The organism is Amycolatopsis regifaucium (assembly GCF_001613935.1).
GTDB classification, from domain to species: domain Bacteria; phylum Actinomycetota; class Actinomycetes; order Mycobacteriales; family Pseudonocardiaceae; genus Amycolatopsis; species Amycolatopsis regifaucium.
Map to the genome: position 1 here is coordinate 28085 of NZ_LQCI01000045.1, position 12642 is coordinate 40726.

Here is a 12642-nt window from a genome sequence, read left to right on the forward strand (position 1 = left end):
ACGGCCTGATGAGCGGGCCGGCCCTGTTCGCGGCCGGGCTCGCCTGGTTCGCGGCGATCGCCGACGACGGCAGCGACGGGTGGGAGTTCCAGCCCGCCTTGATCGTGGCCGGGTTCGGGATCGGCTGCGTGCTCGGCCCGATGGTCGCGCTCGGGGCGGTGGCCTGTTTTCTGGTGCGGCGCGAGCCGGGCCCGCGCCGCACCGGGAACTCACCGAGCCAGGTGACCGAGCCAGCCGCCGAACCGCGTGATGTCCTCGGCCCCGTCGACGGCTGAAGGCTCACAGACGAACCCGGACACTTCGCTCCCGTCGGCCAGCCGCACCTTCCCGATCGCCAGCGGCGCGGGGACACCGGCCACGAACTCGCCGAACCCGGCGAGCGGCAGGTCCCACACCTCGGCCTCGATCGGTTCGCCGCCCGAGGCGACCCGGACGAGGCCGGGTTTGGGCGGCACGGTGTCCAGCGCGTAGAGCCGGTACTCGGCCGCCGTCGGCCCCGCCGCGACGAACCGGCCGCCCCGCGAGGTCAGTTCGTGGTTCAGCGGCTGTCCGCGCAGATGGGCACCGACCACGGCGATCCGCGTCCGGCGCGGCACCAGCCGGGCGACGTCGGCGAGGATCCGGTCGGCGTACGCGGGACCGACCAGCATCACCCCGAACGGCAGGCGGCCGACGGTTCCGGCGGGGACCGCGAGCGACGACAGGCCCAGCAGGTTGGTCGAGTTCGTGAACCGGCCCAGCCGCGCGTTCACGCCGAGCGGGTCGGCCTCGACCTCGGCGATCGTCGGATGCCCGGTCGTCGTCGGCGTCAGCAGGCAGTCCACAGTGGACAGAACGGCCGCCGCCGCCCGCTTGAGGTCCTCGAGCGTCGCCAGGTCGGTGCACAGCCGGTGCGCCGGGATGTCCTTGGCCGCGCCGATGATCCGCCGGACGGCCGGATCGACCACGTCCGGGTGCGCGTCGATGAACTCGCCGACCGCCGAGTACCGCTCGGCCACGAAGGCGCCCTCGTACAGCAGGTTCGCCGCGGCCAGGAACGCCGATATGTCGACAGGGACCAGTTCGGCGCCCGCGTCGCGGAACTCGTGAGCCGCCGCGGAGAACGCCTCGGCCCACCCGTCCTGCAGAGGGCCGAGAGCGTCCGGCACGCCGATCCGGAAGGGGCGGTTGACCACGGGAAGGTCCCGGGGCTCGCTCAGGCAAGCGAACGCCGCCGTCGCCTCGTCGACCGTCCGCGCGAACACCGTCACGCAGTCGATGCTCGCGCACGCGGGCACGACACCGGTCGTCGGCAGGAGCCCCCGCGTCGGCTTCAGGCCGACGATCCCGTTGAACGCCGCCGGAACGCGTCCGGATCCGGCGGTGTCGGTGCCCAGCGCGAAATCCGCGATCCCGAATGCCACCGCGACCGCCGAGCCCGAACTCGACCCGCCCGAAACGTACGCCGGGTCGATCGCGTTCCGGACCGCGCCGTAGGGACTGCGCGTGCCGACCAGTCCGGTCGCGAACTGGTCGAGGTTGGTGGTACCGAGGATCAGCGCCCCGGCCGCGCGCAGCCGCGCCACCACGGGCGCGTCCTCGTCCGGACGGTAGGCGTACTCGGGACATCCGGCCGTCGTCGGCAGCCCGGCGACGTCGATGTTCCCCTTGACGGCGGCGAGTTTCCCGTACAGCGGCAGGGGTTCCCCGGCCGCGCGACGAGCTTCCAGCCTCTCGGCGTCGGCGAGCACTTCGGCCTCGGGACGCAGGTCGATCCAGATCTCGGGCCGATCGACTCGCGCGATCCGGTGATACGCGGCGCGTACCCGCTCCAGCACGTTCATCCCGCGCTCCTTCCCAAAACCACCAGCGGAGTGCCGGGGGCCACTTGGTCACCGGGGGAGACTAGTATCTCGACGACCTCCCCGACGGCGGGCGCGGGGATCCGCGCCTCGGTCTTCATCGCTTCGAGGATCACCAGCGTCTCCGCCGCGTCCACCTGCTCGCCGGGTTCGACATCCACCCGCCACACCGTCGCGGCGAACGGCGCTTCGACGACGTGACCGCCGGGCGGGGCTTCGACCTTCGCGCTCGGGACCTTCGCACCGGCCGGTTCCGGCCTCGGGTCGAATTCACCCGCGGCCGCCCAGGCCCGCCGTTCCGCCTCGAACGCGGTGCTCTGCTTCGCCCGGAACGCGGCGATGTCGGCGGCGTTGTCGGCGAGGAACCGTTCGTGGTCGGCCAAGGCGAACTCGCCGTCGCGGATGTCGAGTTCCAGTTCTCCCGCGGAACTTCGTGCCCGCAGGTCCAGCAGTTCCTCGGCGGAAACGGGGTACCACGAGATCCGGTCGAAGAACCGCAGCAGCCACGGCGAGCCCGGCTCGAACGACCCGCGCTGCCGCCAGCCGCTCCACACCTGCACGGTCCGCCCGACGAACTGATACCCGCCGGGACCTTCCATCCCGTAGATGCACAGGTACGAACCGCCGATACCGACCGAGTTCTCCGCGGTCCACGTGCGCGCGGGGTTGTACTTCGTGGTGACCAGCCGGTGCCGCGGGTCCAGGGGAGTGGCCACCGGCGCGCCGAGATAGACGTCACCGAGGCCGAGCACCAGGTACTCGGCGTCGAACACCGTCCGATAGACGTCGTCCACACTGGACAGACCATTGACCCGCCGGATGAACTCGATGTTCCACGGGCACCACGGCGCGTCGTCGCGCACGCCGGCCATGTACCGCTCGATCGCCTCGCGAGTCGCCGGGTCGTCCCAGGACAACGGCAGCCGCACGGTCCGGCTCGGCACCACGAGATCGGCGGTGCGCGGCAGATCGTGCTCCACCTCCTGGACGAGGCCGAGCAGCTTCGAGACCGGCAGCACGTCCGGATCGACGTGCACCTGCAGCGACCGGATACCGGGTGTCAGGTCGACCACACCGTCGAGGCCGTCGGTGGCCAGCCTGTCGGCCAGTGCGTGGACCCGCATCCGCAAGGCCAGGTCGAGCTTCATCGGGCCGTACTCGATCAGCAGGTTGTCGTCGCCGCCGCGCCGATAGGTGACTTCGGGGTTCTCGTCCGCTGTGGACAGACGGCCGAAGATCCCGCCGTCGTCGATCGGCTTCCGGCTCGCCTTGACCGCGGTGGCGGGGTCCGCGCGCAACGCGCCCGCGTGCTCGATGGTGATCGGCACGAACCGCACGGTGTCACCCGGCCGCAGCTGGCCGAGTTTCCAGCGCTGCCCGGTCACCACGGTCGCCGGGCAGACGAAGCCGCCGAGGCTCGGCCCGTCGGGGCCCAGCAGGATCGGCAGGTCGCCGGTGTAGTCGACGGCGCCGATCGCGTACGGCGTGTCGTGGATGTTCGACGGGTGCAGTCCGGCCTCGCCGCCGTCCTCGCGGGCCCAGCGGGGACGCGGCCCGACGAGCCGGACCCCGGTGCGCGCGGAGTTGAAATGCACTTCCCAGTCGGTGGCGTAGAACGTTTCGACGTCGTCCGGGGTGAAGAACTCCGGGGCCGCGTGCGGCCCTTCGGACGCGCCGATCTCCCAGTGCGTCGCGAACACCGGACGTTCGGCCTCGGGAACCGGTCCCGTGACGGCGTGCTCCGGTTCCGGGCCGAGGGAGAGAACGTCGCCGGTCGCGAGCGCGCGTCCGCCGTGCCCGCCGAAACCGCCCAGGGTGAACGTCGCCGCGCTGCCCAGGAAGGCCGGGACGTCGATCCCGCCGCGCACGAGGACGTACGCGCGGAGCCCGGCGGTGCCGGTGCCGACGTCGAGGACCCCGCCCTCGGGCACCTCGACCGGTCTCCACTGCGGAACGGTCTCGCCGTTCACGGTGACCGGTGACGGAGAACCCGTGACGCAAACGATCGCGGCGTCGGTGAACTTCAGCGATACACCGTCCACAGTGCACTCTAGCCCCGGCGTGCCTTCGGGATTGCCCAGTGCGCGGTTACCCAGCCGCAGCGAGAGGTCGTCCATCGGGCCGCTCGGCGGCACACCCACGTGCCAGAACCCCAGCCGTCCCGGCCATTCCTGCACGGTGGTCATGGTGCCGCCCCGCAGTACCTCGAGCCGCGGTTCGGGATCGATGATCGTCTCCAGCGTCGCGGTGTCGTGCGCGACTTCCCGCAGCCTGGAGTCCGCGGCGACCGCGCGCAGCTGCCCGAGGTTCGTGCGGACGCCGTCCACCCGGCTTTCCGCGAGCGCGGCGCCCAGCGCGGCCAGCGCCTCGGCCCGGTCCGCGCCGACGGTGATCACCTTGGCCAGCAAGGGATCGTAATGCGTGGTCACCGTCGTCCCGGCTTCGACCCAGGTGTCGACGCGGACCCCGGCGGGGAAGTCGGCGCGGGTCAGCAGACCGGCGCTCGGCCGGTGTCCCGCGGCCGGATCCTCGGCGTAGACCCGGGCTTCGACCGCGTGCCCGCGTGATTCCGGTGCGGTGGCGAACATCCCGGTGTCGCCGTCGGCGAGCCGGAGCATCCACGAGACCAGATCGATCCCGTATACCGCTTCGGTGACCGGATGTTCGACCTGGAGCCGCGTGTTCACTTCGAGGAAGGCGGCCTCTTCGCGCTCCGGGTCGTAGATGAATTCGACCGTGCCCGCCGACCGGTAGCGCACCGACGCGCAGAGACCGACGGCCGCCGAGACCAGTTTCTCCCGTACCGCTTCGGAAAGTCCCGGCGCGGGACATTCTTCGAGCACCTTCTGGTTGCGCCGCTGCAGGGTGCAGTCCCGCGTGCCCAGCGCCAGCACCTCACCCGTACCGTCGCCGAACACCTGCACCTCGACGTGCCGGGCGCGGGTCACCAGCCGTTCGAGGAAGACGCCCGAGGTCGAGAAGCTCTTCGCCGCGATGCTCTGCACCGCGTCCCAGGCGTCCCGCAGTTCCGCGGCCGAAGCGCAGGCGCGCATGCCGATCCCGCCGCCGCCACCGGTGGCCTTGAGCATCACCGGGTAGCCGATCCCGGCGGCCGCGGCTTCGGCGTCGGCGAGCGTGTCCAGCAGCCCGGTACCCGGCAGCAGCGGGACCCCGGCGCCGACGGCCTTGTCGCGGGCGGTGTGCTTGCTGCCGAACACCTCCAGCTGATCGGCGGTGGGCCCGGCGAACCGGATCCCGGCCGCTTCCACCGCCCTGGCGAAAGCGGTGTCCTCGGACAGGAAGCCGTAGCCGGGGTGGATCGTGTCCGCTCCGGTCTTCAGCGCGGCCTCGATGATGGCGTCGCCGAGGAGGTAGCTCTCCCTGGCGGGCGCCGGGCCCAGCCGGACGGCCTCGTCGGCGAGCCTCACGTGTGCGGCGGTGCGGTCCGCGTCGGAGTGGACCGCCACCGTCGGAATGCCCATCTCCTTGGCGGTCCGCAGGATCCGGACCGCGATTTCCCCCCGGTTGGCGACGAGCAGCTTCACTCGCCACCGCCGGTGACGATCATCCTGACCGGCGTCGGGTCGAACCCGTTGCAGGGGTTGTTTATCTGCGGGCAGTTCGACACCAGGACCAGGACGTCGGTTTCGGCGCGGAGCTTGACTTCGAGACCGGGCGCGGAAATGCCGTCGACGATGCCGAGCGTGCCGTCCTGTTCGACCGGGACGTTCATGTACCAGTTGACGTTGCTGACCAGATCCCGTTTGCCCAGGCCCCATTTCGCGCCCTCGGTGAGGAAGTTCTCCACGCAGGCGTGCTGATAGCGCGTGTGCTGGCCGTACCGGAGGCTGTTCGACTCCTTGCTGCACGCCCCGCCGATGGTGTCGTGCCGCCCGCAGGTGTCCTCGACGACGGTCAGCAGCGGTGCGCCCTCGCCGGTGCGCAGCACACTGCCGGTGGTGAGGAAGATGTTGCGCTGCGCGGCGATCGTGGCGGCCGCGGAGTACCTCTTCGCCGTGTCGGCGGCGTCGTAGCAGAGGAAGTCGACGGCCTGGTTGCCGCCGAGGTCGATGATGGCCAGCGTCTCGCCGCGCCGGAGCACGGTGGAGTACGGGGCCCGCGCGGCGACCTCGGTGTCGGAGACGGTCGTCGTGGTCATGCGATCCCCCTGGCGGTGAGGTAGTCGGCGGTGTTCTCGAAGGCGCGCTGGGCCTCGGGTGAAGCGGTCCACTGAGGACTGTCCGGTGTGGAGGGATCGCAACGCCGCGCGAGGACGCGCAGCGGGGTGACCGTGTAGTCCGGGCGCGGGTCGAGCGGATGCGCCACGTTCGCGATCAGGACGACGACCGGGAGTTCGGTGCGCAGGACCACGGATTTGCCCGGCCCGGCCGAGCCGGTGAACGTCAGCCCGCCGTCGGCTTCCACGTGGACGCCCTGGAAGAAGGAAAGGCTCGGCGGCAGATCGCGCGGGGTGAGCCCGTGTTTCGCCGCGGCGAGCGTGAACAGCGCGTTCCCCGAGGGCGAACCGCCTTGCGGGCTGCCGTCGCCGTACCGTTCGACGTTCTCGTCCACAGTGGACGTTCCGCACAGGGCATCGTGCTTGCCGCTCTCGTCGGTGACGACCGTCGCGAGCACGCGGGCCTGATCGGACAGCAGTGCCATCGCTTCACCGAGGTAGGCGTTCCACTGCACCTTCACCGTGTCCGCGACGTTCAGCCGCTCCCACGGCTGGTCGGCGTTGAACAGCAGCAGATGCGCGCAGGCGTCGCCTTCGACGTCGGTCAGCCGCAGCTCGGTGCCGCGGGCGAGCACCTTGTGCGTGTAGCCGCCACCGGCGACGGTCTCGGCCCAGACCAGCTTCGCCGGGTCGATCCCGGGCGGCGGATCCGGCCAGGTGGACGCCGGGATGGCGGGCATCGCCTCGCTCACCGTGCCCGCCTGGGCGCGGGCGTGGTCGCGAGCGCCGTATGTGGTCGATGTCGTGCTCATGGAACCTTCCTTCAGATCGTGGGGACGGGAACCGTGGTGAGCGCGGAGCGGCGGCGCCAGCAGAGGTAGCCGGTGAGCAGCGCGGCGCCGACGAACTCGATCGGGAACAACAGGACCCAGACGGAGCCGGTGCCCGCCAGGTCGTAGATCGCGGCTCGTGGCCAGGCGATGTTGACGATCATCATCGCGCCGTACCCTACTGCCGCGACGTTGACCGGAATAGCCCATCGGCCCAGCGAGAAATGGCCTGGTTCGGCGGTGAACCGGCCCTGGCGGCGCCGCACGAGCAGCGGTCCGGTCACCAGGAGGTAGGCGAGGTAGACCACGACCACCGAAGTCCCGGTGATGGTGCTGAAGATGGTCGGATTCCCGAGATTCACCAGCAGGAGGCCGATGGCGAGCGCCCCGGACAGGATCGCGGGCGCGACCGGGGTGCCGGTGCGGGCGTTGACCGCGGAAAGCCGTTCGGCGCCGGGAAGCGCGCCGTCGCGGGCCATCGCGTAGATCAGCCGGACGGTGCCGGTCTGGATGGTCAGGGTGCAGACGACGACCGCGATCGCGACGTCGGCGAGGAAGATCCGGCCGAGGGTGTCGCCGAAGACGGCCGTGATCACGTACGGCAGGCCCTTGCCTGCCAGCTGGCCGTCGGTCAGGCTCGGTGCCGCCATCAGCGCGGTGAGAACGACCGCGAGGCCGCCGAGCCCGGAGATCAGGAGCGCGCGGAGCACGGCGCGTGGGGCGGTGCGGCGGGCGTCCTTGGTCTCCTCGGCGACCGAGGCGGCGGTGTCGAAACCGTAGAGAACGTACGCGGCCATGAGCGCCGAAGCGAGGACTCCGCTCGCACCGGGGCTTTCGCCGGCCGGCGCGAGCACGACCTGCGGACCGCGGACGGCGAACAACGCGAGGCCGGCGATCAGCACCAGGACGCCGACGAGTTCGGCCGCGACCCCGACGTCGTTGATGCGGGCAATGAGCCGCACGCCGCCGGCGTTGACCGCCGTGGTGAAGACGATCAGCAGGGCGCCGAGCAGGACCGCGTTGGTGGCGCCGGTCGGCGACGTGACCGCCGGGTCGCCGCCGACGAGCTGGAAACCGCTCCAGACCGAGGGGAGCACCACCTGCAGCGCGATCGCGGCCGCGGCGAGCGCGACGACACAGCCCACCAGCATCATCCAGCCCGCGAGCCAGCCCCCGAATCCCGGCGACAGGTGTTTCGCCCACTGGTAAACGGATCCGGCCAGCGGGAAACGGGCGGCGAGTTCGGCGAAGTTGAGCGCGACGAGCATTTGGCCGGCGAGCACGAGCGGCCACGTCCAGAAGAAGAGCGTGTCTCCGAAGGAATAGCCGAAGGCGAACAGCTGAAACACCGTGGTCAGGATGGAAACGAAGGAGAAACCGGCGGCGAAGGCAGAGAAACCGCCTAGCGTCCGGCGGAGTTCTTGGCGATACCCGAAGGCGGAAAGGTCTTCGGAGGGCATTCGGGGGCTCCTGTCTGAAGGGCCGAATTTCGATCGGCTGACCGAAATTAAGGGCGTGCGAGGTCCTTCTGGTCTCCGCCCGGTAAGTGCGGTGTTAACAGATACCGGATTCGGTAACCTGAGCCGACCGCCGGACGTAACAAAGATCGCCGCGAAGAAATGGCAGGATCGGATAGATGACGAAAACGACCGGGGTGGGCAGACCGAGGGCCAGTGGCGCGGCGGCGAGCAAGCGGGAAGCGCGGCTCGCGGTACTGGACGCGGCGGGGGAGCTGTTCACCGGCGCCGGATACGCGGCGACGACCACGCGGGCCATCGCCGAACGCGCCGGCCTGCGCCAGGCGTCGCTCTACTACCACTTTCCGTCCAAAGAGGACATTCTCGCGGCACTGCTGGAGGACACCGTCCGGCCGTCGCTCGACGTCGCGGGCGGGCTCTCGGCCGTGCACGCGCCGGTCGGCGTCCGGCTGTGGGCGCTCGCCTACGCGGACATCCACCTGCTCGGCAGCGCGCGGCACAACCTCGGCGCCCTGTACCTGCTACCGGAGATCTCCTCGCCGAGGCTGGCGCGGTTCCGGGCCGAACGGGCGGAACTCAAACGCGTCTACGGCGCCCTCGTCACCGCGGTGGGAGTTCCCGGTGACCGCGCGGGCATCCGGACCGACCTGGTGTTCGGGCTCGTCGAAAGCATCGCGATCGTCCGGCGCGACCGCCCGGACCTGGACGTCGAGGCGCACGCCGTCGAAGGCGCGGACAGCGTCCTGAGGCTCGCCGGTCTCGGGGAACCGGACACCGGTCTGCGCACTTCGGCCCGGGCCCTGCTGGGGGACTGAGGGGACCGAGCGGCTTCCGTCAGGCGGCCGCGGTGGCGTGCAGGGCCTTGCTCAGCGCCGCCGCGGCCAGCTCGATCTGCCACGGCCGGGCGCCGCCGTCGCGAAGGGTGTTGGCGACCGAGTCCTCGCTCAGGTCGGCGGGCGGACGCCAGCAGGTGCGGCGCACGAGTTCCGGCAGCAGCAGGTTCTCCACCGGCAGTTGGCGCTCCTCGGCGATCGCGGCGAGGGCGGCACGGGCGGCCGAAAGCCGGGCGGCGGCGTCGGGATCCTTGTCGGACCAGCGGTTCACCGGCGGCGGGCCGTCGGTCTGCTGGGCCGGGGTCGGCAGCTCGTCGGCCGGGAGCGAGCGGGCGTTCTGCAGGTGCCGTAGCCAGCTCGCGGTGTACTTGCGCTGGACCCGGCCGCTGAACACCGGGAGCGCCTGCAGCTGGTCGACGGTCTTCGGGTCCGCGGTGACGGCGTTGATGATCGCGCTGTCCGGCAGGATCCGGCTCGGTGCCCGATCGCGTTTGCGGGCGAGTTCGTCCCGGGCCTGCCACAGCTCGCGCACCGCGGCGAGGCCGCGGGCGCTGCGGATCTTGTGCACCCCCGACGTCCGGCGCCACGGCTCGGCCCGCGGGGCGGGCGGCGGCGCGGTGCGGACGGCCTCGAATTCCTGCTGGGCCCATTCGAGCTTGCCCTGGGCGGCGAGATCGGCTTCGAGCTTCTCGCGCAGCTCGATGAGCAGCTCTACGTCGAGGGCGGCGTAGTTGAGCCAGTCGACCGGGAGCGGACGCTTCGACCAGTCGGCGGCGCTGTGCCCCTTCTCCAGCTGGTAGCCGAGGAGGAGTTCGACGAGGGTGCCGAGGGCGACCCGTTCGTACCCGGCGAGCCGTCCGGCGAGTTCGGTGTCGAACAGGCTCTTCGGGCGCAGGTCGAGTTCGGCGAGGCACGGCAGGTCCTGTGAGGCCGCGTGCAGCACCCATTCGGCGTCGTTGAGTACTTCCGCGAGGGGTGCTAACTGCCCTTCGAGCGGAATGGGGTCGATGAGGAAAGAGCCGGCGCCTTCGCGGCGCAGCTGCACCAGGTAGGCCTTGGGCCAGTACCGGTAGCCGGACGCGCGTTCGGTGTCCACCGCGATGGCCCCGCTGCCGCCCGCGATCTTCGCGCAGGCTTCGGCGAGGGCGGTCGCGTCGGCGATCACCGGTGGAGTGCCCTCGGATGGCTCGCGTAGCAGAACCGGTGCACCGGGCGTCGAGTCTGCCTGTGATTCTCCTGGTCGGTCGCCTTCCATAGGTGAAGACCCTACGGGACGAGCGGACCGCGCCTGGTCCGCCCGCCCCGCAGGGCAGTTCGCCTTTGTCAGCGGATCACGCCGGCACGCATGGCCAGCGCCACCATCTGAGCCCGGTCGCCCGTGCCGAGCTTGCGCCCGATGCGGGAGAGGTGAGACTTCACGGTGAGAGCGGAGAGGCTGAGTTCCTCACCGATCTCCTTGTTGGACTGGCCGTCGGCGACGAGCTGCAGCACCTCGACCTCGCGCGCCGAAAGCTCGCGCGGGGTGTTGTCGGTGCCGGCGACTCGGGTGCCGGTGGCCAGGACCGGTGCGACGCTCGGGTCCGCGTAGACGCCGCCCTCGAGCACCCTGCGGACGCCGTCGGTCACAACGACCGGCGATGCCGACTTGAGCAGGTATGCCTGGGCGCCGGCCTGGAACGCCGACCTGACCGCGTACGGGTCGTCTGATGAAGCGAGCACCACTACTCGAGGCCAGCCATGGCTACGGAGTTCCGTAACCAGCTCGATGCCACTGCCATCCGGCAGTCCGAGATCGAGGATCGCCAGGTCACAAGGCCCAGTGGCCTGTGCTCGCGCTCTCGCCTCGGCCACCGTGGCGGCCTCGTGAACGGTGCCCGCACCCATCTGTGCGAGTCTTGCTGAGATTGCCTCCCTCAACAGCGGGTGGTCATCGACCACCAACACGGAAAAAAGCTCTTCCCGCGGGTGCGGAACCATGCTCGCCGGCAATGAACCGGCTGGCGTGGATCGGACGGCCTGAGAAATGCCGACGGTAGCCACGTCACTACCTCCCTGGAGTCGGTCGTGCCCCCCGACCGGCACCGGGACTTTCGGCCGTTCAGCCGCGCCAGCTTTAGACCGAAAGTGGTGTCGTCGATGGCACTGTAGCCGCCCTGAGGCCTTCGCGGGGGGATCGAACGGGTATCTATCTCAAACCAGTAATTACTCAGGGAGTTCGTTGTAACACGATCGGGCTAGTACACTGCGGGTGGCTAACACATCGCCAAATGAACGCGATGGACTTCAGTTACCGGGGCCCGACCGACTGTGCAGATGGGTCGTGCACCTGCCGGTGCCTCTTCCCGGTACCGCTGGACGGCGGTGCGGCGCAGGGCGGAAAACCCCTCCGGCGTGGGGCTTGATCAACTTCGCGGAGCGTCATGATCGCTTCACTCGGTGACGATGACGGTAACGCTCCGGAATCAGATCGAGGGGCCGGGAGGGCCTGCTCCGGCCGACTTGATCGTGTTGCGGTCCGTGACACTGTGCGTAGCACGAACGGGGTGGTCCAGACCTCTGTGCCGCCCGCTCTCCGCTGGTCGGGGCTGGTCTAGTCCAGATGGCCCTGTGGGCGGTCTCGGCGGCGTCCGGGCGCTCTCAGGGTCGCGCGAACGGCGTAAGTGAAGGCGTCTACGGGTGCTTCGCAGGGGCTCGCGAGTACATGAAGGTCCCCTTGCTTGCGCTAGGCGCAATGAAGGGGTCCTTCATGTACAGCTGGCCCCGGTTCGGGCGGGAGAGCAAGGGACCTTTAGTATCGCTAGCTTTCCTAGCAGTGCTAGCTGACCGGGCATCGCAAAATAACCCGAATGCTATGTCTCGATTAGTGGGATTCCGGCGTGTCGGGACACGCGGCGGCCTTCAGGAGGCGGCCCGGCTCAGGAGGACTGGCGTTGCCCGAAGAGGGTCACGCCGACCGGAGGCAGCCCGACGACGCTCGCCATCACCTGACAGAAGGCCTGCCCGTGCGGCCGCAGGGCGGCGTCGGTCGGCGTCCAGGACGCCCGCAGTTCCAGATCGTCGGTGCGCGCGGGCCCGGAGATGTCGCCGAAGCGGGCCGACGACGTCTCGGTGACCGTGCCGCCCAGCGCCGTCCACTCCGCGCCGGAGCTTTCCAGCGCGTCGGTCAGCCACGACCAGCCCACGGCGGGCAGGAAGGGATCGGTGGCCAGTTCCCGGTCGAGTTCCGCGCGGACGTACATGACCAGCCGCAGGACACCGTCCCAGCCCTCCTGGCCGTCCGGGTCGTGCAGCAGCACCAGCCGTCCCGACGCCAGCACGTCCGCGGGCCCCTCCACCTCGCAGCTCACCGCATACGACCACGGCGCGAGGCGCTGCGGCGGGCGCATCGTCTCCAGCTGCACTTCGGGACGGGGCCGGACCGATTGCAACGCCGCGACGGCTTCACGGAAGAGATCGGGTACTGACGTCATCGCGGTCACCAAC

The 12642-nt window shown here is 70.4% G+C and carries 10 protein-coding genes; 2 read left to right on the forward strand and 8 right to left on the reverse strand.

From position 1 onward, the window contains the following. The first annotated feature begins 8 nt into the window (after positions 1-8). Positions 9-275 carry a hypothetical protein gene (locus tag AVL48_RS31065; protein ID WP_061988723.1) on the forward strand — a complete coding sequence of 89 codons (267 nt, stop codon included), beginning with the start codon at positions 9-11 and terminating at the stop codon, positions 273-275. Here the strand turns inward: AVL48_RS31065 and AVL48_RS31070 are convergent. From AVL48_RS31070 to AVL48_RS31090, 5 genes are read right to left on the reverse strand one after another with little or no spacing between them, the layout of a single operon-like run. Continuing rightward, positions 210-1823: an allophanate hydrolase gene (locus AVL48_RS31070; RefSeq protein ID WP_061988725.1), complete on the reverse strand. Its 1614-nt coding sequence runs from the start codon at positions 1821-1823 to the stop codon at positions 210-212. The two genes, AVL48_RS31065 and AVL48_RS31070, sit on opposite strands and share 66 nt — an antisense overlap. Continuing rightward, complete coding sequence (gene uca / locus AVL48_RS31075; protein ID WP_061988727.1) at positions 1820-5386, reverse strand: urea carboxylase; 3567 nt, start codon at positions 5384-5386, stop codon at positions 1820-1822. The genes AVL48_RS31070 and uca overlap by 4 nt, the downstream gene beginning before the upstream one ends. Further along, the gene (locus AVL48_RS31080; protein WP_061988729.1) at positions 5383-6000 is read right to left on the reverse strand and encodes an urea amidolyase associated protein UAAP2; all 618 of its coding nucleotides are present in this window, start codon (positions 5998-6000) and stop codon (positions 5383-5385) included. Before AVL48_RS31080 ends, uca begins: the two co-directional genes overlap by 4 nt. Further along, positions 5997-6830 carry an urea amidolyase associated protein UAAP1 gene (locus AVL48_RS31085; RefSeq protein ID WP_061988731.1) on the reverse strand — a complete coding sequence of 278 codons (834 nt, stop codon included), beginning with the start codon at positions 6828-6830 and terminating at the stop codon, positions 5997-5999. The genes AVL48_RS31080 and AVL48_RS31085 overlap by 4 nt, the downstream gene beginning before the upstream one ends. Before the next feature lie 11 nt (positions 6831-6841). Then, positions 6842-8308 (reverse strand): amino acid permease, encoded by a 1467-nt coding sequence (locus tag AVL48_RS31090; RefSeq protein WP_061988733.1) that lies wholly within the window; start codon positions 8306-8308, stop codon positions 6842-6844. Between the two features lie 176 nt (positions 8309-8484). Here AVL48_RS31090 and AVL48_RS31095 point away from each other — a divergent pair, with 176 nt between their 5' ends. After that, the gene (locus AVL48_RS31095) at positions 8485-9141 is read left to right on the forward strand and encodes a TetR/AcrR family transcriptional regulator (protein WP_061988735.1); all 657 of its coding nucleotides are present in this window, start codon (positions 8485-8487) and stop codon (positions 9139-9141) included. 19 nt (positions 9142-9160) lie between these two features. Here the strand turns inward: AVL48_RS31095 and AVL48_RS31100 are convergent, their stop codons facing one another. From AVL48_RS31100 to AVL48_RS31110, 3 genes are all read right to left on the reverse strand, one after another. Beyond that, positions 9161-10414, reverse strand: a complete 1254-nt coding sequence (locus tag AVL48_RS31100; RefSeq protein WP_061988737.1) for a ribonuclease D — start codon at positions 10412-10414, stop codon at positions 9161-9163. Positions 10415-10482: 68 nt separating this feature from the next. Next, complete coding sequence (locus AVL48_RS31105; protein WP_034318331.1) at positions 10483-11199, reverse strand: response regulator transcription factor; 717 nt, start codon at positions 11197-11199, stop codon at positions 10483-10485. 875 nt (positions 11200-12074) lie between these two features. Continuing rightward, a complete protein-coding gene (locus AVL48_RS31110; protein WP_037304423.1) occupies positions 12075-12638 on the reverse strand; it encodes a DUF3000 domain-containing protein in 564 nt (187 codons plus the stop codon). Between the last annotated feature and the right edge of the window lie 4 nt (positions 12639-12642).